Genomic DNA, 23,194 nt, shown 5'->3' on the forward strand with positions numbered 1-23,194 from the left:
GCTTGAAGGCTGCGTCGATCTTACGGGGGTGGCCAGGCTCTTGCTTCTTTGTCACGAAATCACCTTATTCGGTCGTAATGATTCGCTTCAAAAGTGTCCACCAAAATTAGACCACAACAAACAGTGCCTCCCTTGCATCCCCGAAACGGGCCCCGCCCGCCGCGGCCTCAAAGTCGCCCGCCCCACCCAGGCCGCCCACGGCGCTGGACGTTGGCGTGTTTGGGAATGGTGTGTTTGGGAATGGCGTGTTTCGCTTCTCGCGGGATACGCCGCGCGCATAACGCATATGCATACGGAATGGGCGTTTAGTGCCGGCTATTCCCATAGCGACACAGACCATACGCCTCAGCTCCCATCCATCTACGAGACTAGCGAGCCCGCCGACGAACTGAGTCTCCAGTCCCCACACCCGTCTACAAAACTAGCGGAGAGAATGGGGTGCCTCCTGGAGGTGAGTGGGTCATCGAACCGGAAGGAGGTACCCCATTCTAGGCCGCGAATCAAGAAACCCAACCGTCGACGCATTCAACAATAGCATCAATAGCATCAATAGCATCAATAGCATCAATAGCATCAATAGCAACAACAGCAGCAATAACAGCAACACGAACGCAGGGAATGAGGATCTCCCGGGCATCAAACCCGTGAAGATGGAACTCATTTCAGGCCGCGGGCCAAGAACTCAGGCCGCGGCCTTCTTCGCATTCCCCAACCCCAGATAACTCTCGATCACCCGCGGATTGCCCGCCAGTTCCCGCGCCGGGCCTTCCAGCACGATCTCGCCCGTTTCCAGCACATAGCCGTAATCGGCCACCTGCAGCGCCGCCCGCGCATTCTGCTCGACCAGCAGAATCGACACGCCGGTGCTGCGCAGCCGCGCAATAATATGGAAAATCTCGCGCACGATGCGTGGCGCCAGCCCCAGACTGGGCTCATCCAGCATCAGCAGCTGCGGCTGCGCCATCAGCGCCCGCCCCACCGCCAGCATCTGGCGCTCGCCGCCCGACAAGGTTCCCGCTTCCTGCCGCTTGCGCTCGCCCAGCCGCGGAAACAGATCATAGACCTCGCCGAGCTTGTCCCGCCAGCCTGCGCGGCCCGCGCGGTACAAGCGGAACCCGCCCAGCAGCAAATTGTCTTCCACCGACATACTGCCGAACAACTCGCGGCGTTCCGGCACCAGCGACATCCCGCCAGCCACCCGGCGCTCCACCTGCCAGCCCGCCACCTCGCGGCCCAGATACGCGACAGAGCCAGCGCTATGCCCTGTTACCGGCAGCGAACCCATGACCGAATTCAACAGCGTCGACTTGCCTGCGCCGTTGCCTCCGATCACCGTCACGATGCTGCCGCGCGCCACCTCTATGTTCGCACTGGCCAGCGCCGTCACCTTGCCATACTGCGCCGACAGCCCCGCAACCCGCAAAACCGCGTCGTGTGCCGTGCTCATCGAAATATCTTTGTTCATGCCGTCGCCCCCGCCGCAGCCGTGCCGCCGGGCTCATCATCGAATTCCATATCCTCGTCGATGCCTCCCAGATACGCCTCCAGCACCGCCGGGTTGCTCTGCACCTCCGCAGGCAGCCCCTCGGCCAGCTTGGTGCCGAAATCCATCACCACCAGATGATCCGTCAGGCTCATGACGAAATCCATGTCATGTTCCACCAACAAGATGCTCATGCCCTCGGCACGCAACTGATCCAACACCTGCGCCAGCTCTTGTTTTTCCTTGTAGCGCAGGCCTGCCGCCGGCTCGTCCAGCAGCAACAGCACCGGATCCGCGGCCAGCGCGCGGGCGATTTCCAGAATACGCTGCTGGCCCAGCGCCAGATTGCCCGCCTGCTCGTACAGATAATCGCCCAGCCCCACGCGCTGCAACTGCCGCGCGGCCTCGTGCAACAGTTCGGCCTCGCCCCTGCGCTCTAGATGCAGCGCCGCCGACAGCACTCCGATATTGCTGCGCAGGTGCGCACCCAGCGCTACATTTTCAAGCACCGTCATGGTCGGCAGCAGCTGCACATGCTGGAAAGTGCGCCCCACCCCGAGCCGCGCAATCTCGCGCGAACGCAGCTGGTCGAGCCGCCGGCCCAGGAAATTCACCGTGCCGCCGGTCAGCGGCAACACCCCCGTAATCAGATTGAACGTCGTGCTCTTGCCCGCGCCATTGGGCCCGATCAGCCCCATGATCTCGCCGGCGCGCAGCGTGAAGCTGATGTCATTGACTGCCACCAGCCCGCCGAACACCTTGCGTATGCCTTCCACTTCGAGCACCAGCGAGCCCTTCTCGGGGCGCGGCCGCTGCGGCAGCAGCGGCGCCTCGGGCGGCGGCGGGCTGCGCCGTCCGCGGGCGCCCGCAAGGGCCTGCCACCAGGACACCACAATAGGCCAGACGCCGTTGCGGGCGTACTGCAGCACCCAGATCATCAGCACCCCGAACACGATCAGCTCGAAATTTGCCGTGGTGTGCAGAACCTGCGGCAGCACGTTCTGGATCTGATCCTTCAGGATCAGGATCAGCCCCGAGCCCGCGATCGCCCCCCAGATGCTGCCCGCGCCGCCCACCACGGCCATGAACAAATACTCGATGCCGTATTTCAGCCCGAAGGGGCTGGGGCTGACCGCGCGCTGCATGTGCGCGTACAGCCAGCCCGACACGCAGGCCAGCAGCGCCGCATACACGAAGATCACCACCTTGTACGCCAGCATATGCACACCGAAGGACTCGGCCATGCCGCCGCCGCTGCGCAGCGCGCGTATGGCGCGGCCCGGGCGCGAATCCAGCAGATTGTGCGTGGCCCACATCGACAGCAGCAGGATGACCCAGATCAGATAGTACAGATGGCGGCCGTGCTCCAGCGACAGGCCGAAGAAATGAATCGGCGCGATGCCCGATATGCCGTCGTACTGGCCGAGGAATTCCAGGTTGCCGAACAAGTAGTACAGCGCCAGGCACCATGCCAGCGTGCCCAGCGGCAGGAAATGCCCGGACAGGCGCAAAGTGATCGCCCCCAGCACATAGGCCACCACAAAGGTCAGGATCAGGCCCACCACCAGCGCCAGCCACGGCGAGGTGCCCAGCGCCGTGGTCATCCATGCCGTGGTGTAGGCCCCTATGCCCACGAACGCCGCCTGCCCGAAAGACGTCAGGCCGCCCACCCCGGTCAGCAGCACCAGCCCCAGCACCACCATGCTGGCCAGGCCTATGTAATTGAGCTGCGTGATCCAGAATTCGGGGGTGGCCTGCAGCAGCGGCAACAGCGCCAGCACCACCAGCGCCACATAAAGTACGAGTCGGCTGCGCATGGCCTTATTCCTCCTCGTCCACATGGTGCGTGACGAACGAGCGCCACATCAGCACCGGAATGATCAGCGTAAACACGAACACCTCTTTGTAGGCGCTGGCCCAGAACGACGAGAAGGCTTCCAGAATGCCCACGAACAGCGCGCCGCCAGCCGCCAGCGGGTAGCTGATCAAGCCGCCGAAGATCGCCGCCACGAAGCCCTTCAGGCCTATCAGGAAGCCCGTGTCATAGTAGATGGTGGTGACAGGCGCGATCAGCATGCCCGACAGCGCACCGATCACCGCCGCCAGCGTGAACGTGAGGCCGCCCGACATATCGGTGCTGATGCCCATCAGGCGCGCGCCGCGCCGGTTCACCGCCGTGGCGCGCAGCGCCTTGCCGTGCAGCGTGCGCTCGAAGAACAGCCACAGCGCGAAGATCAGCACCACGCACGTGCCCAGCACGAAGAAGGTCTGGGCCGTCCAGCTCACCGGCCCCATCTGCACGTCGCCGCTGATGAAGGGCGGAGTGCGCCAGCCCTCGGCGCCGAAGAACACCAGCGCCAGCCCCGTCAGCGCGAAGTGCACCGCCACCGAGATGATCAGCAGCACCAGCACGCTGGCTTCGGCCACCGGCTGGTACACCAGCCGGTAGATCATCGGCCCCAGCGGCGCGACCAGCGCCAGCGAATAGATAACATTGATCCACAGCGGTGTCTTGGTGCTGGCCACGTAGGGCGCCACCAGATACAGCGCCAGCGGCAGCACCAGCGCCCACAGCAGCGTTCTGGGCAGGCCGCTCCAGTTGTGGCTGCGCAGCGCCGCGTACAGTTCTGCCAGGCAGGTGAGTATGCCGATGATCAGCAGCAGATGAACCGTGCCCGGCACCTTGCCGTTGACCAGAAAGGCCAGGGTCAGCGCCCCGAAGGCAACAAACTCGCCCTGCGGAATGAAGATCACGCGCGTGACCACGAACACCAGCACCAGCGCCAGGCCCAGCAGCGCATAGATCGCGCCGTTGACCACACCGTCCTGGAGCAGGATCAGAATGATAGTCGAATCCATCTGTACACCATACCCATCTATAACACCACACTGTGGGAATTGCCTGAATTCCTGTCAGGCCGCCGCGCCCGCACCGCAGCACGCGTACGCCGCCACCCTTTTCGGATACCGCTCATACCAAACACCGGCCCGCAGGCCGGTGCTGGTGCTACAACACGACTAAACCAGAGAACATGGCGCCAAACCCGCGCGCATGATCACTGTCAGGCCCGCGCCCGGCGCCGGCCGGGCCAAGTCAGGACTAGCCAAGCCAGGCCGGGCCGAACCCGTTACAGATCGGGCTGATACACCCACTTGCCGTCCACCACCTTGACCATCACACGCGCACGCTTGTCGAAACCGGCATGATCGGTCGGGCTCATGTTGAACACGCCCTGCGATTCAGGCAGGTTCTTGATCTGCTCGAGCGCATCGCGCAGCGCCGCGCGGAATTGCGGCGTGCCGGGCTTGGCGCCGGTCTTGAGCGCGCCGGGGATGGCCGCCGCGATCAGGTGGCCGGCGTCCCACATATGGCCGCCGAAGGTATTCATGGTACCGGCGCCGTACTTGGCGTCGTACGCCTTTTCATAGGTGACGGCGCTTTTCTTCACCGGATTGCTGTCGGGCAGCTGGTCGGCCACCAGCAGCGGGCCGGCGGGCAGGTACATGCCGTTGCAGTCCTTGCCGCAGACGCGCAGCACGTCGTTGTTGGCCGCGCCGTGGGTCTGATAGATGATGCCCTTGTAGCCGCGGCTCTTGAGCTCGCGCACCGGCAGCGCCGAAGGCGTGCCGGCGCCGGCGATGAGTATGCCGTCGGGCTTGGCGGCGATCAGCTTCAGGGCCTGGCCGGTCACGCTGGTGTCGGTGCGGCCGTACTTCTCGGCGTCGACCAGCTTGATGCCCTTGGCCTGCGCGGCGGCCTTCATCACCGCCAGCCAGCTATCGCCGTAGGCGTCGGAAAAGCCGATGAATCCGAGCGTCTTGATATGCTGCTTGGCCATGGCGTCGGCCAGCGCATCGGCCATCAGTTGGTCGTTCTGCGGCGTCTTGAACACCCACTTGCGCGGGCCCTCGACCGGCTCGACCAGCTTGGCGCTGGCGGCCACGCTGATCATCGGGGTCTTGGTTTCGCCGGCCACGTCCACCATGGCCATCGAGCTGGGAGTGACCGACGAGCCGATCACCACGTCGACCTTGTCGTCGGTGATGAGCTTGCGCATGTTCTTGACCGCATTGGTGGTGTCGGTGCCGTCGTCCAGGACGATGTATTCGACCTTCTGGCCCGCCACCTCGGTGGGCAGCAGCGCCACGGTATTGCGCTCGGGGATGCCCAGCGAGGCCGCCGGGCCGGTGCTCGACACCGTAATGCCGACCTTGACCTGGGCCGAGGCCAGCAGCGGCAGGGCCAGCGCCACGGCGCCGGCCAAAGCGGAAAGTCGAAGCGACTGACGCATATTCATCTTTGTCTCCAAGGTAGACCCGGTGCCATGGCGGCACATTCTTTGAGTCGATAATTGAACGGGAAGTGCTACAGAACGTTATACAGAATCATACGTTTGCGGCGAAATAGCGTATCACATTGAAACCGCAAAAGCAGCATCATGCGTGCCTGAGAAATAGTTTAAGTTTATAGGATTGTGCCGATTCTGCCTTGAATTATCAACAAATCCAGATACAAAGTCTTTTAGGGGATTCCCTGCATGCAGCGGGCCGGCCCGCCGCCGCGAGCCGCGACCGCCGCATCAGCGACGAAGCCGGCGACAAGCCCGCGGCAAACCCGCCAACAGCCCGCACATCGGCCCGCACATCGGCCCGGCGATTCAGTTAAGATGGGAGTTTGCGGGGCCATCGCATGCGCCCCTTTCCGGAGCATCACGTGAACAAAGTGCACAAGACTGACGTCGAATGGCGCGCCCAGCTCAGCCCCGAGGAATACCAGGTGGCACGCCTGAAAGGCACCGAGCGCCCCTTCACCGGGCGCTACTGGGACACCACCGCGCACGGCATCTACCGCTGCGTCGGCTGCGGCACCGCGCTGTTCGAATCCGACACCAAATTCGACGCCGGCTGCGGTTGGCCCAGCTACTTCGAGCCCATAGACCCCGCCAACGTGCGCGAAGAACGCGACACCAGCCACGGCATGGTGCGCACCGAGGTCATGTGCAACGTCTGCGGCACCCACCTGGGCCACGTCTTCCCCGACGGCCCGCCGCCCACCGGCCTGCGCTATTGCATCAACTCGCTGTCGCTGAAATTCGAACCCGCCGAATGAAGAAATTCCTGTTCGATCTGTTTCCGCTGATCCTGTTTTTCCTGGCTTTCAAGTTTGCCGACATCTATGTCGCCACCGCCGTAGCCATCGTCGCCGGCATCCTGCAGTTCGCCTGGCTCAAGCTCACCGGCAAGACCATAGAAGCCACCCACTGGATCAACCTGACCGTCATTCTGCTGTTCGGCGGCGCCACACTGTTCTTCCACAACGACGCCTTCATCAAATGGAAGCCCACCGTACTGTACTGGGTCTTCGGCGCCATACTCGTGGGCGGCAGGCTGATCTTCCGGCGCAACCTGATCCGCCACGTGCTGGGCAGCCAGATCGACATGCCGCCCGAAGTCTGGGATCGCCTCAACCTGAGCTGGGCCGGCTTCTTCCTCGTCTCCGGCGCCCTGAACCTGTACGTGGCGTTCTCGGGCCATTACACCGAAGCCCAGTGGGTGAACTTCAAGGTCTTCGGCCTGATGGCCTTGCTGCTGGTGTTCGTGGTGATCCAGTCCATCTGGCTCAGCCGCTACATGAAAGAAGAAATCGCCCAGACACAGGCCGTGCCCGAATCGGCGCCCTCTTCTTCCACGCCCGCGGAACCGAAAGAGTCGCGCTGATGTCTACCGAACTCATGGACACCTTGCGCGGCCGCCTCGCCGCGCTCGAACCGCAGCGGCTCGAAATCATCGACGAGTCGCACCTGCATGCCGGCCACGCCGGCAGCCGGGGCGGCGCGCGCCATTTCCGGGTCATCATCTCATCGGCGCAATTTGCCGGGCTCGCTCCTGTGGCGCGCCACCGGCTCGTGTATGATCGCGTCCAGGATTTGATGCCCCATCCCATTCACGCCCTGGCAATCGTTGCCAGCACCGCTTAAAAAAGGATTTACATGAAACGCATCTCCTTGTTCGTCGCCGCCTGCGTCCTGGCCGCTCCCGTCTACGCCCAGAACGTAGCCACCGTCAACGGCCAGCCCATCACCCAGGCCAGCCTGGATCAGTTCGTATCCCTGCTGGTCAAACAAGGCGCCCAGGATTCGCCACAGTTGCGCGACCAGGTCAAGCAGGAATTGATCAACCGCACCGTGGCCGTGCAGGCCGCCGAAAAGGCCGGCATCGACAAGCAGCCGCAGGTCAAGCAGGAAATCGAGCTGTCGCGCCAGGGCATCCTGGTGCGCGCCCTGATGGACGACCACCTCAAAAAGAACCCCATCACCGACGCCAAGATCCAGGCCGAATACGACCAGATCAAGAAAGAACAGGCCGGCCGCATGGAATACAAGCTGCGCCACATCCTGGTCAAGGACGAAAAAACGGCCGTGGATCTCACCGCCAAGATCAAGAGCAAGAAAGTCACCTTCGAAGCGGCCGCCAAGAAGAACTCCATCGATCCGGGCAGCGGCAAGAAAGGTGGCGAACTCGGCTGGGGCCCCGCCACCAACTACGTGCCGCAATTCGCCCAGGCCGTCGAAGGCCTGAAAAAAGGCCAGATGACCGACAAACCGGTGCAGACCCAGTTCGGCTGGCACATCATCCAGGTCGAGGACACCCGCCCGATGAAGTTCCCCGACCTCAAGGACGTCAAGCCGCAAATCGAGCAAATGCTGCGCCAGCAAGCCCTGGCCAACTACCAGCAGGAGCTGCTGAAGTCGGCGAAGATCCAGTAAGGCCGCGGCCGGCGGGCCTCCCCCGCCTGAAAAACCAAGCCCTTTTGCCGCAAGCCGCGGCAAAAGGGCTTTTTTCTGCAATCCGTCGCCGCTGCCATCCGGCGTAGGGCTTGTTCACACCACAAGAGGTGCGATGGGCCACGAAACTTGGCCCACGCCTCGTCAAGCCTCCGAGCCGCCACCCTGCGGTACGCCCAGCAGCGCTCTTAGCCCGTTTTCATCCAGCACCGCCACGCCCAGTTCCGCCGCCTTGGCGAGCTTGCTGCCCGCCTCTTCGCCGGCCACCAGATACGCCGTTTTCTTCGACACCGAACCGCTGACCTTGCCGCCGGCGGCGAGTATGCGCCGCGTCGCCTCGTCGCGCGTCCAGTGTGGCAGCGTACCCGTGAGCACCAGCGTCTTGCCGCTGAGCGGCAGGCTGCCCACCCGCCGCTGCGGCGCCTGCGGCTGCACCCCTGCCGCGGCCAGCGCGTGCACCACATCGCGATTGTGCGGCTCGGCAAAGAAGCGCAGGATCGAGTGCGCCACCACCGGCCCCACGTCATGAACCGCCAGCAGCCCGTCCTCGCCGGCGTCCATGATCGCCTCCATCGAGCCGAAGTGCAGCGCCACGTCGCGCGCCGTGGTTTCACCCACATGGCGGATGCCCAGGGCATACAGCAGCCGCCCCAGCGCCGGCCGGCGCGCCTGTTCCAGCGCCTGCACCAGGTTCTGCGCCGACTTCGTCCCCATGCGCTCGTACTGCGCCAGCTCTTCCGCCGTCAGCGAAAACAGGTCGGCCAGTGTCTTGATGCGTCCGCTGTCCACCAGTTGGTCGACCAGCTTCTCGCCCAGCCCTTCGATATCCAGCGCCTTGCGCCCGGCCGCGTGCAGCAGCGTCTGCTTGCGCTGGGCCGCACAGAACAGCCCGCCCGTGCAGCGCGCGATGGCTTCGTCTTCCGGCCGCTCGATTGCCGAGCCGCAGACCGGACACAAGGTCGGCATCACGAAAGGCACCGCGTCGGCCGGCCGCAGCTCCAGCACCGGGCCCACGACCTCGGGGATCACGTCGCCGGCGCGGCGCACGACGACCGTATCGCCTATCCGTACGTCCTTGCGCCGCACCTCGTCTTCGTTGTGCAGCGTTGCATTGGTGACCGTCACGCCGCCCACGAACACCGGTTTGAGCCGCGCCACCGGCGTGATCGCGCCGGTGCGGCCCACCTGTACCTCGATGCCGAACAATTGCGTGGTTTCTTCCTGCGCGGGGAACTTGTGGGCAATGGCAAAGCGCGGCGCCCGCGCCACATAGCCCAGCACCTCCTGGGCCCGCAGCGCATCGACCTTGTACACCACGCCGTCGATGTCGAACGGCAGTTGCGGCCGGCGCGCCCCAACCTCGGTGTAAAAACCCAGCAAAGCGTCGGCGCCCCGCAGCACCCGGCGCGCGGCATTCACGGGCAGGCCCAGCGACTCGAACCAATCGAGCATGCCGGCGTGCGTGTCGCGCGGCAAGGCCGCCCGCGCGGACTCGTCGCCGAACAAGCCGGCTTGCGCGCCGGGCAGGCCACGCACCTCGCCCCAGCCATAGGCGTAAAAGCGCAGCGGCCGCGTCGCCGTGATGCGCGGATCGAGCTGGCGCAGGCTGCCGGCGGCGGCGTTGCGCGGATTCACGAATACTTTTTCGCCGCGCGACCGCTGCGCCTCGTTGAGGCGCTCGAAATCGGCGCGATTGATCAGCACTTCGCCGCGCACCTCGAGCACTTCGGGGCTGTCGCCCGACAGCACCAGGGGCACCGAGCGCAGCGTACGGATATTGGCGGTGACGTCTTCGCCGCTGCGGCCGTCGCCGCGCGTGGCGGCCTGCACCAGCCGGCCGCGCTCGTAGCGCAGGCTGATCGCCAGGCCGTCGAACTTGAATTCCGCCACATAGCGCACCGGCTCGTCCAGCCCCAGCAGACCGGCTTCGCGCAGCGTATCGGACACCCGCTTGTCGAACGCCCGCACGTCTTCGGCATCGAAGGCATTGCCCAGCGACAGCATGGGCACCGCATGGCGCACCGAGGCGAACGCCGCGAGCGGCGCACCGCCGACCCGCTGCGAGGGCGATTCCGGCACCACCAGGTCGGGGTGCGCCTGCTCGATTTCCAGCAGGCGCGCCATCAGGCGGTCGTACTCGGCATCGGACACCAGCGGGGCATCCAGCACGTAATAGCGGTGATTGTGGCCTTCGATCTCGCGGCGCAGCGCCTGTAGCTCGGCCTGCGCACTCTGCTCGGAAGCCCTTGCGTTCACGAAAACACCCGCAGCGTCCTTTCGGTACCCGCCGGGAAGCCCGCCTGATCCAGCTTGCCGTACAGTTCGTAGAGGCGCTGGTCGATAGTATGGTCGGCGCTTTCCGCCACAGGCTTGCCCTGGTCGTCGACCAGCTCGGCATGCAGGCGCGCAGCAAGGTCGCGCCCCACGCTCGCCATGCGGCTGAAGGCCTGCTCGTCGGCCGGGCTATTGGGCAGATCCAGCAGCAGATCGACGCGATCCGCACCGGCCGACTGCACCTCGCCCACATGCACGCCGTCCAGCAACAGCGTGAAACGCGGAATGCCCGACTCGGCCATCCACGCCAGCTGCCTGCCGTAGGCCAGGAAGCCGGCATCCTTGGCCACCCGGGTCAGCTCGTGCACCGGGCGCGTACCGCCCAGGCGCAGGGCCAGCGCCACTTGCGCATCCAGCCCGGCGCACAGTTCGTCCAGCTGCCGCGCCCGGCTCAGCACCGGGCCCTGCTCGGGCCCTTCCACCGAACCTTCGAAGCGCTCGGCCAGGCCCTGGGCGATGCCCCACAGGTGGGACCATTCGATGTCGGTAAGCGGGCCGCCACGATTGGCCAGCAGCACCGCGAGCTGCATCGACGTATAGGATTCGTCGGCCCGCAGGCGGGCACGGTGGCCGCCCCCTTCGCGTTCGGCGAAGATGCGCACCGGCTTGTTGCCGACCTTCTGCACGCCCTGCACCGCCGCATACAACTGGTCGCTGGGCACGGGCTGATGAAAACTGATGTCTATGACCACCTCGCAGGCCGGATCGACCTCGACCTCGTCGTCGGCCGCCGCATCGCCGCCCTGGCCCGCGGCCAGCGGCGCAAACGCCCCCAGCCCCGGCTCGCGGCGCACGCCCGGCTGGGGCATGTCGCCCATCAGCGGATCTTCGACGGCTTCCGGGAAATGCTCCTGCATCTTTCTGTGTATGCGCCGATCCTGCCACCAATTGAACAGCACCACGACCAGGATCAGCACTACACCCAGAGACACCAGACCAATTTGCAAGTCACTCATTTTCTACTCCGACGCCTCAAACGGACACTCATCGTAAAGATAACAGCGTTGCTGCGCCCCGCCGTACCGCTTGCACTGTCTGCGGCTGCGCGCCTGGTTCGCCTTCCGATCCGGCATCCGCATCGACCGGCAGCCAGGCACGCGTCTGCGCTCATGCTTCAGCCATCTGCATGGCCGACTCGATATCTACGGCGACGATACGTGAAACACCCTGCTCCTGCATCGTCACCCCCACCAGCTGCCGGGCCATCTGCATGGCAATTTTATTGTGAGAAATGAAAAGAAACTGCGTCTGCTCGCTCATGCTGTTGACCAGATTGGCGTAGCGTTCGGTGTTGGCGTCGTCCAGCGGCGCGTCGACCTCGTCGAGCAGGCAGAACGGCGCCGGATTCAGCTTGAACAGCGCGAACACCAGCGCCGTGGCGGTCAGCGCCTTCTCGCCGCCCGACAGCAGGTGGATGGTGCTGTTGCGCTTGCCCGGCGGCTGCGCCATGATCTGCACGCCGGCGTCCAGGATTTCTTCGCCGGTGATCGACAGGCGCGCCTCGCCCCCGCCGAACAGGCTGGGGAACAGCTGGCCGAAATGCGTGTTGACCGTATCGAAGGTGTCCTGCAGCAATTCGCGGGTTTCGCGGTCGATCTTGCGTATGGCGTCTTCCAGGGTTTCGATGGCGGTCTGCAGATCCTGGTGCTGGGCATCGAGAAAGCCCTTGCGCTCGCGCGCCGTGTTCAGCTCGTCGAGCGCTGCCAGATTCACCGAGCCCAGGCCTTCGATCTGGCGCGAAATGCGCTGCACTTCGGACTGCAGCCAGGAAGGCTTGCGCCAATCTTCGGGCTGCCCGGCCAGCGCGGCGCGCAGGGCCTCGCGGTCGACCTCTTGGGCGTCGAGCTGCTCGGCGAACTGTTCCACCGCCAGGCGCGAAGCCTGCTCTTGCAGCTGCAATTCGGTAATGCGGGCGCGCAGCGGCTCGAGCGAGCGTTCCAGCCCGACCTTTTCTTCATCGGCCGAACGCAGCTGCGCGGCCAGGTTGTCCATTTCGATGCGCGCCAGGTTCAGCTCTTCTTCGCACTGCGCGCGCTGTTCCAGCGCCTCTTGCAGGCCGGCCTGCGAGGCCGAGGCGTCGAGCTCGAACAGCTCGCCCTGCAGGCCCTCGAGTTCGGCGCCGGCACGGCGCGCCTGCTCGGCCGCCAACTGCATATTGCGCTTGAGCTCGTCGATGCGCGTGTGCAGCGCGCGCTCGGCGAATTCCGATTCCTGCACGCCGCGTTCCAGTTCGCGCACCTGCTGGCGCGCCTGCTCGGCCTCGCGAGCCAGGTCTTCGCCAGAAATCTCGGCATCGGCGAACACCGTCTGATGCTCGCCCAGTTCCATGTCCAGAGCCTCGAAGCGCTCCTCGGCCTCCGCCTTGCGGGCCTCGAGCTCTTCGCGCTGCATGGCGATCTCGGCCAGATCTTCGCGCAGGCGCCCGGCGCGTTCGCCCGATTGCTGCGCCTGCTGCTGCAGGCGCGAATGCTCGAGCTGCACATCGTGCAGGCGGCGCGTAAGCTCGGCCACCCGCAGGCGCGCAGGCGCCATGGCTTGCGACACCTGCTGCCACGCAGTCTCGGCACGCGCCACCTCGCCCACGGTCTGATCGGCGATCAACTGCCGCGCCTTGATCTCGCGCTGCAGATTGTCGATTTCGCGCTGCCGCGCCAGCAGGCCGGCCTGTTCGGAATCGGGCGCATAAAAGCGCACGCTGTGGCGATCCACCACATGGCCCTGCTTGACCACATACATGCCGCCCTCGGGCAGCTCGGCGCGTTGCGCCAGGGCGCCGGGCAAATCGGCTGCCACATAGACGCCGCGCAGCCAGTCGCCCAGCAGGGTGCGCAGATCGGCATCGCTGATGCGCAGCAGCGACACCAGCGGCGTGAGGCCTGCGGGCACCGGCGCCGCGGCCGCGGCCGCCGGCAGCTGGAAAAACGCCAGCCGCGCCGGCGGCGCATCTTCGGCAAAGGCGCGGGCGTGTTCCAGCTGGCGCACTTCCAGCGCCGCCATGCGCTCGCGCAGCACCGCCTCGAGCGCCGTTTCCCAGCCCGCCTCGACCTGCAGCTTTTGCCACAGCCGGCCCAACCCGGACAGTTCATGCTTGTCCAGCCAGGGCTGCAGCGCCCCCTGGCGCTGCACATCTTCCTGCAGCTTGGCCAGCGCCGTCAGGCGCGCCTCGAGGCGCGCCAGCGCCTGCGATTCTTCGCGCGAGCGGGCATGCGCCGCACCACGCTGCTCGTCCAGCTCGGGCAGGCGCTCTTCCAGTTCCAGCAGCTGCGCCTGCGCCTCTTGAACCTGCTCGTCCAGCATGCTGTGCTCGCCAGCCAGCTGCTCCAGGCGGGCCGGGTCGGGCGTGTCCAGCTCTCGCAATTCCTGGCTCAGGCGCTCGTGGCGCAGTTCCAGCGACTGCAACTGCTGGTCGGCATCGCGCTGGGTCTGGGCGGCCAGCGCCAGATTCTGTTCGACCCGCGCCAGGCCGGCGCGCATCTCGTCGCGCGACGCCGCGGCGCTGCGCACCCGCGCCTCGATCGCCGGCAGCTGCGCCTCGGCCTCTTCGGCCCGCGCCCGCGCCTCGGCGCTGCGGGCGGCGCTGTCCTGCAGCTCGGCCTCGGCCTGCTCCACCTGCTCGGAACAATGCGCCTGCTGCTCGTTCCATTCCTGGATCTGCTGCTGCAGCTGGTCGCGGCGTGCCTGCAGCCGATTGCGCGAATCGACCACGTGGCGGATCTCGGCTTCCAGCCGGCTGACCTGCGCGCCGGCCTCGAACAGCCGGCCCTGCGCCGCGTGCACCGTGTCGCTGGCCGCATAATGCGCCTGGCGCCGCGATTCCAGCGCGGACTCGCCGGCGCGCAGCCCGGCCAGCGCCGCGTCCAGCTCGGCCTGCGCCTGGCCGATGGCCTGCGCCTTGCGGGCCTGATCCTGCGCCGCATTTTCCTCGCGCAGCATCCACAAAACATGCTGCTTGCGTTCGCCGTCTTCCTGCAGTTCACGGTAGTGCCGCGCCACCTCGGCCTGCGACTCGAGCTTTTCGAGCTGCGAGCCGAGCTCGCGCAGAATGTCTTCGACCCGGGTCAGATTCTCGCGCGTGTCGCCCAGGCGGTTCTCGGTCTCGCGGCGCCGCTCTTTATAGCGCGACACCCCGGCCGCCTCTTCGAGAAAGACGCGCAGTTCTTCGGGCCGCGCCTCGATCAGGCGAGTGATCATCCCCTGGCCGATGATGGCGTAGCCGCGCGCGCCCAGGCCCGTGCCCAGGAAAATATCATTGATGTCGCGGCGCCGAACCTGCTGGCCATTGACGAAATAACTGCTGGTGCCGTCGCGCGTAAGCACCCGGCGCACCGCGATCTCGGAGTAAGTGCTCCATTGCCCCGCCGCGCGCCCTTCCGAATTGTCGAAAACCAGTTCCACCGAAGCGCGGGCGGCCGGCTTGCGACTGCCCGAGCCGTTGAAGATCACATCCTGCATCGACTCGCCGCGCAGCTCGGAGGCCTTGGACTCGCCCAGCACCCACCGCACCGCATCGATAATATTCGACTTGCCGCAGCCATTGGGGCCGACCACCCCCACCATCTGGCTGGGCGTGGGTATGACCGTCGGATCGACGAAGGACTTGAAACCGGCGAGTTTTATCTGGGTCAGACGCACGATAGTATTAGAGGTATTAGAGCCTGTTTACGCAAAGAAATGGGATGACGCATAAAAAGGTGCCGCATGACCACACAAAAGAATCGGAAAGCTCGAGCCGTGGCGCGCCACGGCTGCGCGGTTGTAAAAACGGCCCGGGAAACGGGCCGGAACAAGCGAGGCTGGCTATTGCTGCGTATGATAACGCACAGCCGCCGGCCTGCCGCAACGCCCGGCACCCGCAAAACACATAAAACCCCGCATCATTGCGCCTGGGACTATACTCGCTAACAATTTTTGTCCTTTGATTTCATTTTTTCTAAAATCCGGTGACCCCCCCCCGCATGGAGGATCCCTGGACAAGCCTGGCGGCGGGCAAGCGCCGTGGCTTTGGGTAGGACACAAGGCGCAAGCCGTGACGATAGCCAGCAACTATCGTGACGACACACAGCGCCGCAGACTGCCCCAAGCCACAGATGCACCCGGCGTGGCGGCTTGTTCGACAGGCCCTAGCCAATAATTATTAATTTTGTCGTGGCGTCACCGCCCTCATCCAGCCCAACACCCTACTCGCAGAGACGTCCGATTGAAAAAAGGCTTCTACCTGGTCATGGCCGCCCAGGCGCTGTCGTCAGTAGCCGACAACGCGCTGCTCATCGCCGCCATAGCGCTCATAGGCGATCTGCAAGGCCCGGACTGGATGGCGCCCATGATGAAATGGTGGTTCGCCTTGTCCTACGTCGCCCTGGCCGCCTTCGTCGGCGCCTTCGCCGACTCCTACCCCAAGGGCAAGGTCATGTTCTGTACCAACGCGATCAAGATCATGGGCTGCCTGCTTATGTTCTGCTATCGCGACTTCGGGCTGCAAACCTCCGGCGAGCTGGTGCTGGTGTTCTGCGCCTACACCCTGGTGGGCATAGGCGCGGCCGCCTATTCCCCGGCCAAGTACGGCATCATCACCGAAATGCTGCCGCCCGACATGCTCGTCAAAGGCAATAGCTGGATCGAAGGCCTGACCGTGCTGTCCATCATCGTCGGCACCGTACTCGGCGGCGTCCTGGTCAACCCCCACGTATCGAGCTCGCTGCTGTCCCACCCCCACATCCACCACCTGGTTCAGACCCGCGCCGAGGCCGCCATCCTGCCCATAGGCGTGGTCTACCTGCTGGCGGCGATCTGCACCCTGCTGATCCCGCGCACCATGGTCAGCTACCCCAAGCAGGAAACCCATCCCTGGCGCCTCATCCGCACCTTCCGCGGCTACGTGCGCATACTCTGGCACGACAAACTGGGCCAGGTCTCGCTGGCCGTCACCACCCTGTTCTGGGGCGCCGGCGCCACCCTGCAATTCATCGTCATCGAATGGGGCGCGCGCCACCTCGGCTACCGGCTCGACCAGGCTTCCATCCTCATGGGCGTCGCGGCCGTCGGCACCGTCATCGGCTCCGTCGTCGCCGGCCGCGTACCGCTGCGCCGCGCCCTGTCCGTGCTGCCGGTAGGCATCGCCATGGGCCTAGTCGTACTGCTCATGCCGCTGGTCAAGGCAACCTGGGCCGTATACTGCCTGCTGCTGCTGATCGGCGGCCTCTCGGGCTTCTTCGTCGTCCCCATGAACGCCCTGCTGCAGCATCGCGGCCACGTACTGCTGTCGGCCGGCCACTCCATCGCCGTGCAGAACTTCAACGAGCAACTGAACATCCTGCTGATGCTCGCCATCTACAGCCTGATGCTGTGGCTGAACATGCCCATCAACCTCATCATCGTCATCTTCGGCCTGCTGGTCGCCGCCCTGATGCTGGTCTTCATGCGCTGGAACCAGCGCAACCACCGCGCCGACCCCACCCTGTACAACAAGATCGGCCAATACGGCCACGGCCAGGCCCTGCACTAGGGGCCCAGGGCGCCGGCGCCGCACTAGGAATCCCCATGGCCAAGACCCAACAACCCATACGCAACGGCATGCGCCCCATCCACCCCGGCGAAATTCTCCGCGAGGAATTCCTCGTGCCCTTGAACATGTCGGCCAGCGCCCTGGCAGTGGCGCTGCACGTACCCGCGCCGCGCATCAATGACGTCGTGCGCGAACGCCGAAGCGTGACCGCGGACACCGCACTGCGGCTGGCACGATTCTTTGGCACCAGCGAGACATTCTGGATGGGCCTGCAAGACGACTATGACCTAGCCATGACACACAAAGAACTAGATAAAACACTAGCCACGATCATTCCGCTGGAAGAACTGACAGCCTAACGCCGCTGGCGTAGCCACACAGCGCAGCATCGAACGAGACAGAAAGACGACCCTAGGCTAAGCCGCGCCTGAAGCGCCAGACCATACGGCCAACCACAACCCACAGTCTCAGTCCGTCTGCGACCCGCGCGGAGAGAACGGGGTGCCTCCCGGAGGTGAGTGGGGTATCGAACCGGAGGGAGGTACCCCGTTCTAGGCCGCGCCTGAAGAACTACGGCCCGCGACGAACCACAACCCATAGCCTCAGTCCGTCCGCGACACGAGCGGAGGGAATTCCCCATTCCAGGCCGCGCCGAAAGAACTCCGCCCAGCGACGCACAAGCGGCAAAAAACCCTCTAAGCCACCACCGCCCGCAGCAGATTCAGATCCCGCCAGGCGCCCGCCTTATGCTGCGGGCGCGACAACAGCAAGGCCGGGTGATACGTCACCACCAGCGGCACCTCGCCGCCATCCTCCTTGCGCACACGATGCACCTGGCCCCGCAGCGACTCGAAATCCGCCTCCGTATCCAGCAGCGCCTGCGCCGCAACGCGCCCCAGCGCCACAATCCCCGCCGGCGCCAGCAGCGCAATCTGGCGCCGCAGATACGGCAGACACGCCTGAATCTCTTCCGGCCTCGGCGTACGATTCCCCACCGGACGGCACTTCACAATATTCGTGTAATACACCGGCTGATTCGGCACCACACCCGTAGCCCGCAGCATCGCCTGCAGCAGCATACCGGCCCGCCCCTGGAACGGCTCGCCGTGGCGATCATCCTGCTCGCCCGGCGCCTCGCCCACCACCAGCCAGCGCGGCGCCTGCACCGCCCCCGCGCCGAACACCGCCTGACGCCGCTTCGCACAAAGGCCGCAGGCCTCGCAGGCCGCAACCTGCGCCTGCAGAGCACCCCATTCCTGCGCCACCTCCGCCACCGGCTGCGCGGGCCGCGGCGGCCGCTCCGGCGCCGCAGTGCCGCCACGCCGCGCGCCAAGCCCAGAAGCGGCCGCTCCTGCCGCAACCCCCGAGGCAACAGCGGCAGCGGCCGCAGCAGCGACAGCACCAGCCCCCCCGGCAGCCCGCCCAGGAACCGAGGCGCCCACGCCAACACCCGCTTTAGCGGCGACCTCGCCAGCAACACCGGCGACCGTCCCTACCGGCGTAGTGGAACCCGCCGACACACCGGCCTCGCCTCGCGCCGTGACATCGCCCGCGACACCCGCCGAAGCCGCGCGGGCTGCCACATCCGCCCCCGCCTCGCTGCCGGCCGGCTCCGCCAGCCCGGCCGCCTGCGGCACGGGCCGCCGGGCATACGCCTTCAACAACGCCCGATCCAGGCCCAGCTCTTGCAGCCAGGCCAACTGCACACGATTCAGGCTCGGCGCCTGCGGCCCGGTGGCATCAAGCATTCAGAGCCTCCGTCAGCAGCGCCTTGCTCAGCACCCAGGCATCCTCGCGCTCGCCCCGGCCCGCCGGGTAGTAGCCCTTGCGCACGCTGAGCCGGCCGAAGCCGCGGTGCAGATAAAAATCCAGGGCATTGCGATTCGACGGGCGCACCTCGAGGATCAGGCTGGGCAGCTCGCGCGCCCGCGCCTCTCGCTCGCAATGGCGCAACAGCCGCGCGCCCACCCCCTTGCGCTGCGCCTCGGGCGTGACCGCGATCAGCAGCAGGTGCGCCACATCTGGCGCGTACATCACCAGGCAAAAGCCCAGCACCCGGCCGCCCGCCTGAGCCACCCACGCACCATAGCCCGCCTGCAACGCATCCTGGAAATTGCCGCGCGTCCAGGGAAAAGACTGCACCGCGGACTCGATCTGCGCCACCTCGTCCAGATGCGCCGCCGTCATCGGCCGGATGAAAAATCCCGCTTGCGAAAACCCCGCTTGCGCGCCCGCGGCGAGCCCTGCCGCGGCCCGCAGCGGATGGGCCCGGGGATTGCCCCCCAAGCCCTGCTCGCGTTCGAGCGTCGTATAAGCCACCTTGTCGCGCACGTAGACCGGCGCCGCCTGCTCGGGCACCAACCCCGAGCCGCGCCGCCAGGCCGCCAGCGCAAGCTGCGCCACCGCCGCGGCGCTCGGGCGCAGCACAGCGCCGGCCACCACATCCCAAGCCCCCAGGCAAGCCGGCAGCGCAGCTTCGAGCTCAGGCAAGAGCCCGTCTCCGGCCACCCGCAGCAGCCCGCCGGCCGCGGCGCCTTCCCATGCCCCGGCATGGCCGGCCAGCCACAGGCCCACGTCGCCGGCATTGAGCAGCAGCGGCGCCTGCAACGGCTGCCACTGCCGGCCGTCCGCGGCGAGCGGCCGATAGGCCGACAGATAGACCTCGCCCATGCGTGCATCCTGCACAATGACCCGCAGCGCCTCGATATCGTCAGGCGCGCTGCACGACTGCGCGTCTTGCAGAGCCAACGCCAGGGGCGACTCGATCGGCAGCACCGGTATGCCCAGCGCATACGCCACGCCCTGCGCCACCGCGCAGGCAACGCGCAAGCCGGTAAAGCCGCCCGGCCCCTGGCCGAAGCCCACCGCAGACAATTGCGTCCGCTCTATGCCAGCCTGGCGCAACAGTTCGTCTGCCATAGGCAGCAGCCGCTCGGCGTGCTCGCCTGTCGTGTCGTGCGCAGCCGTGTACAAGCGCTCGCCCGCCGCGCCGGCGCACAACAGCGCCACGCCGCAGCGGCTGGATGAGGTCTCGAGCGCAAGAATATGGGAATCCATGTCCGTATTTTAATTTAATGCCGGCCGCAACCCCGGCCTCGCTGCAAAACCCCGGACGCCGGGCACGATAGGCCGGCTGGATCAATCGATGCCGCCAGGCCGAGGCAGGCGGCGGCTCGCGCCGGCCCCGACCAACCATGCCCGATCCGGCTGGATCCGGCTCTAACCGAGCCGAGGTCGACTCAGCCCGGTTAGGCCGGCCCCGGATCGAGCCGGCTGAGTCGACCTTGGCCGGCCTAACGAGGATGGCAGTTGCGGCCACCCCCGAGGATGAAAGAGGCTTCTTTCACATTAAATCAAGCTCGGCTAAGATTTGCTCAGGTTTGCTCAGATTCGCAATATAATCAGAAATCATTAAAGATTTTGATACATATGTCGGTCTATTGGCTATACTAACCGACGCGGAAAAGAATCATCAAAAAAACACCGCGGCGGCCTGCCGAACCGCCCCGAGACATAGCCAAACAGGCATGCAACAAAGACTGCAAAACATTGCTAAGTCCTTAATGTAAAAGATTTTCTACGAAATACTTAATGTGTAATATCTTGCTACCAACCCCTATGCGGGGTTCCAGCGCCCTGTTACATTTTCAGCCATGAACACTCAAAACCAATCCTTATCCCGCAAAATCCTCGTGGTCGACGACGACCCGCGTCTCAGAGATCTGCTGCGCCGGTACCTGTCCGAACAGGGGTTCAACGTGTTCGTCGCCGAAGATGCCAAGGAAATGGGCAAGCTCTGGCAGCGCGAGCACTTCGACCTGCTGGTGCTCGACCTGATGCTGCCCGGCGAAGACGGGCTGTCCATCTGTCGCCGCCTGCGTGGTGGCCACGACAATACCCCCATCATCATGCTTACCGCCAAGGCCGAAGAAATCGACCGCATCGTGGGCCTGGAAATGGGTGCCGACGACTATCTGTCCAAGCCCTTCAACCCGCGCGAGCTGCTGGCGCGCGTCAACGCCATCCTGCGCCGGCGCGGCACCGAAGAACACCCCGGCGCACCCAGCCAGGAAAACGAATCCATCGAGTTCGGGCCTTATGTGCTCAATCTTTCCACCCGCACGCTGACCCGCAACAACGAGCCCGTGCCCATTACCACCGGCGAATTCTCGGTGCTCAAGGTGTTCGCACGCCATCCCAAGATCCCCCTGTCGCGCGACAAGCTCATGGAACTTGCCCGCGGCCGCGAATACGAAGCCTTCGACCGCAGCCTCGACGTACAGATCTCGCGCCTGCGCAAGCTGGTCGAACCCAATCCTTCCAAGCCGGTCTTCATCCAGACGGTCTGGGGCCTGGGCTACGTCTTCGTGCCCGACGGTGGCCATTGATGGCCACGTCGCGACAACGCCCCCTGAACCACTAATCGGGCGGCGGCCAGGAAGCTTCAATGGCGCCCCCGACAAGGCAAATCAAGCGGCTGACGTCCCGGCTCAGGCTGGGCCTGTTCAGCCGCTCATTCCTGCTGCTGGCCGCGCTCATGCTGGTGAGCCTGGGCGCCTGGCTGCAAGTGTTCTTCAGCATGGAAGAAGGCCCGCGCGCCACCCAGATGGCGCAGCGTGTCACTACGGCCGTCAGCATCACGCGCTCGGCGCTGATCTACGCGCCCACCAGCGTGCGCCCCGCCCTGCTGCTCGATCTGGCCACCAAAGAAAGCCTGCGGGTGCAGCCGCGCGACAGCGCCGACGTGCTCGAACCGCTGCCCGAATCCAATTACTGGCATCACGTCGCCTCCGAAATACGTGATCGGCTCGGCAACGGCACCAAAATCATGTGGTCGGTCAATCACATGCCGGGCATATGGGTCAGCTTCGACATCAACAAAGACCAATACTGGCTGGTGTTCGACCGCGAGCAGCTCGGCCTGACTGCGGGCATCGAATGGTTCGGCTGGGGCGCCACCGCCCTGCTGCTCGCACTTATCGGCGCGGCCGTCAGCGTGCGCTTCGTCAACCGGCCCCTGGCGCAGCTGGCCAAGGTCGCCCAGCAGGTGGCGCGCGGCGAAACCCCCTCGCCGCTGCCCGAAAAGGGCCCGCTGGAAATCCGCGACATGAACATCGCCTTCAACCGCATGGCGCGCGACCTGCGCCAGACCGAGGCCGACCGCGAAATCATGCTGGCCGGCATCTCGCACGACCTGCGCACCCCGCTGGCCCGCATGCGCCTCGAAATCGAAATGAGCAATGTCGGCGAAGAGGCGCGCCAGGCCATAGACGAAGACTTGGCCCAGATCGACCACAGCATCGGCCAGCTCATGGAATACGCCCGCCCCGCGGGCCTGGTTCCCGACCAGGGCATCGACGTCTCCACCGTACTCGGCGACCTGTACGAGCGCGAGCGCAGCCACACCGAATCGCTCGGCGGCTTCCTGACCGCCGCCATCGAGCCTGGCCTGTACGCGCGCATCAACGCCAATGACATCAAGCGCATCGTCAGCAACCTGATCGAAAATGCCCGCCGCTATGGGCGTACCCCTACGGAAGACCGCTCCTACATCCGCCTGACCGTTCAGGAAGAGGGCAATATCCTGGCCATCGAAGTTTCCGACCAGGGCGTCGGCATCGCCGAGGCCGACATACAGCGCCTGCTGCGGCCCTTCTCGCGCGGCGAGTCGGCACGTACCGGCGTCAGTGGCGCCGGCCTGGGACTGGCCATCGTCGAACGCCTGCTCGGCCAGGTCGGGGGCCAGCTCAAGCTGCTGCCGCGCCCGGGCGGCGGCCTGGTCGCGCGCATAGAATTACCCAAATTCAGACTTAGGAATTTTCAATTAGACAGCCAGATTTAATAGGGTAAAATTACATACATCGGGGCTCGCAGTCCTGCTTGGCTGAATCACTAATAGCTGCCCGGCTAATTTTTGGGCAGACATGAATCCGGATGGATGCACCGCCCGGGCCGGGCGCAAACCTCAGCGAGGTCTATGACTATCGCTAGGGTTCGCAACGCCGCTCGGACACGGCAGATGCTGGATTCAAATACGTGAGCCGGCCAGGCTGGACGCAAGCCTTATCACCAACCCATCTAACAGGAGTT

General features: G+C 65.3%; 17 protein-coding genes. 8 read left to right on the top strand and 9 right to left on the bottom strand.

Translation table 11 applies throughout. The annotated features are described in order from the left end of the window. Positions 1-682: 682 nt before the first annotated feature. The 4 genes from CEY11_RS17375 to CEY11_RS17390 all read right to left on the bottom strand — a co-directional run bounded on the left by CEY11_RS17375 (position 683) and on the right by CEY11_RS17390 (position 5,775). Complete coding sequence (locus CEY11_RS17375) at positions 683-1,465, bottom strand: ABC transporter ATP-binding protein (RefSeq protein ID WP_408608139.1); 783 nt, start codon at positions 1,463-1,465, stop codon at positions 683-685. Continuing rightward, positions 1,462-3,300 carry a branched-chain amino acid ABC transporter ATP-binding protein/permease gene (locus CEY11_RS17380; protein ID WP_088604692.1) on the bottom strand — a complete coding sequence of 613 codons (1,839 nt, stop codon included), beginning with the start codon at positions 3,298-3,300 and terminating at the stop codon, positions 1,462-1,464. Before CEY11_RS17380 ends, CEY11_RS17375 begins: the two co-directional genes overlap by 4 nt. A gap of 4 nt (positions 3,301-3,304) precedes the next feature. After that, on the bottom strand, positions 3,305-4,342 hold the full coding sequence (locus tag CEY11_RS17385) for a branched-chain amino acid ABC transporter permease (protein ID WP_088604693.1): 1,038 nt from the start codon (positions 4,340-4,342) through the stop codon (positions 3,305-3,307). Between the two features lie 269 nt (positions 4,343-4,611). Beyond that, positions 4,612-5,775: an ABC transporter substrate-binding protein gene (locus tag CEY11_RS17390; protein ID WP_088604930.1), complete on the bottom strand. Its 1,164-nt coding sequence runs from the start codon at positions 5,773-5,775 to the stop codon at positions 4,612-4,614. A gap of 422 nt (positions 5,776-6,197) precedes the next feature. Between CEY11_RS17390 and msrB the strand changes: the two genes are divergently transcribed. Genes msrB through CEY11_RS25970 form a run of 4 tightly spaced genes read left to right on the top strand, consistent with a single transcriptional unit; the run spans position 6,198 to position 8,250 of the window. Then, entirely contained in the window at positions 6,198-6,593 is a 396-nt protein-coding gene (msrB, locus tag CEY11_RS17395) for a peptide-methionine (R)-S-oxide reductase MsrB (RefSeq protein WP_088604931.1), read from the top strand. Beyond that, a complete protein-coding gene (locus CEY11_RS17400) occupies positions 6,590-7,201 on the top strand; it encodes a septation protein A (protein WP_088604694.1) in 612 nt (203 codons plus the stop codon). The genes msrB and CEY11_RS17400 overlap by 4 nt, the downstream gene beginning before the upstream one ends. Beyond that, entirely contained in the window at positions 7,201-7,461 is a 261-nt protein-coding gene (locus CEY11_RS17405; protein WP_088604695.1) for a BolA family protein, read from the top strand. Before CEY11_RS17400 ends, CEY11_RS17405 begins: the two co-directional genes overlap by 1 nt. Before the next feature lie 12 nt (positions 7,462-7,473). After that, positions 7,474-8,250, top strand: a complete 777-nt coding sequence (locus CEY11_RS25970; RefSeq protein WP_088604696.1) for a peptidylprolyl isomerase — start codon at positions 7,474-7,476, stop codon at positions 8,248-8,250. A 162-nt stretch (positions 8,251-8,412) separates the two neighbouring features. On the opposite strand, the gene ligA is transcribed toward CEY11_RS25970, so the two are convergent. The 3 genes from ligA to smc form a co-directional block, all read right to left on the bottom strand. Continuing rightward, the gene (ligA, locus tag CEY11_RS17415) at positions 8,413-10,524 is read right to left on the bottom strand and encodes an NAD-dependent DNA ligase LigA (RefSeq protein WP_088604697.1); all 2,112 of its coding nucleotides are present in this window, start codon (positions 10,522-10,524) and stop codon (positions 8,413-8,415) included. After that, positions 10,521-11,558: a cell division protein ZipA C-terminal FtsZ-binding domain-containing protein gene (locus CEY11_RS17420; protein ID WP_088604698.1), complete on the bottom strand. Its 1,038-nt coding sequence runs from the start codon at positions 11,556-11,558 to the stop codon at positions 10,521-10,523. Before CEY11_RS17420 ends, ligA begins: the two co-directional genes overlap by 4 nt. A 151-nt stretch (positions 11,559-11,709) precedes the next feature. Beyond that, on the bottom strand, positions 11,710-15,234 hold the full coding sequence (gene smc / locus CEY11_RS17425) for a chromosome segregation protein SMC (protein WP_088604699.1): 3,525 nt from the start codon (positions 15,232-15,234) through the stop codon (positions 11,710-11,712). A gap of 565 nt (positions 15,235-15,799) precedes the next feature. Here smc and lplT point away from each other — a divergent pair. Both lplT and CEY11_RS17435 read left to right on the top strand, forming a co-directional pair. Further along, the gene (gene lplT, locus CEY11_RS17430) at positions 15,800-17,104 is read left to right on the top strand and encodes a lysophospholipid transporter LplT (protein WP_088604700.1); all 1,305 of its coding nucleotides are present in this window, start codon (positions 15,800-15,802) and stop codon (positions 17,102-17,104) included. 35 nt (positions 17,105-17,139) lie between these two features. Next, entirely contained in the window at positions 17,140-17,463 is a 324-nt protein-coding gene (locus CEY11_RS17435; protein WP_088604701.1) for a HigA family addiction module antitoxin, read from the top strand. A gap of 336 nt (positions 17,464-17,799) precedes the next feature. Here CEY11_RS17435 and CEY11_RS17440 read toward each other — a convergent pair whose 3' ends face one another. Then, positions 17,800-18,852 carry a uracil-DNA glycosylase gene (locus CEY11_RS17440; protein ID WP_198958930.1) on the bottom strand — a complete coding sequence of 351 codons (1,053 nt, stop codon included), beginning with the start codon at positions 18,850-18,852 and terminating at the stop codon, positions 17,800-17,802. Continuing rightward, positions 18,845-20,161: a tRNA (adenosine(37)-N6)-threonylcarbamoyltransferase complex dimerization subunit type 1 TsaB gene (tsaB, locus tag CEY11_RS17445; RefSeq protein ID WP_088604702.1), complete on the bottom strand. Its 1,317-nt coding sequence runs from the start codon at positions 20,159-20,161 to the stop codon at positions 18,845-18,847. The genes CEY11_RS17440 and tsaB overlap by 8 nt, the downstream gene beginning before the upstream one ends. A 596-nt stretch (positions 20,162-20,757) precedes the next feature. Between tsaB and ompR the strand changes: the two genes are divergently transcribed. Next, entirely contained in the window at positions 20,758-21,492 is a 735-nt protein-coding gene (ompR, locus tag CEY11_RS17450) for an osmolarity response regulator transcription factor OmpR (protein ID WP_088604703.1), read from the top strand. 59 nt (positions 21,493-21,551) lie between these two features. Continuing rightward, a complete protein-coding gene (locus CEY11_RS17455; protein ID WP_088604704.1) occupies positions 21,552-22,946 on the top strand; it encodes a sensor histidine kinase in 1,395 nt (464 codons plus the stop codon). Positions 22,947-23,194: the final 248 nt, after the last annotated feature.

The organism is Candidimonas nitroreducens, from assembly GCF_002209565.1.
In the GTDB taxonomy this organism is placed as follows: domain Bacteria; phylum Pseudomonadota; class Gammaproteobacteria; order Burkholderiales; family Burkholderiaceae_B; genus Candidimonas; species Candidimonas nitroreducens.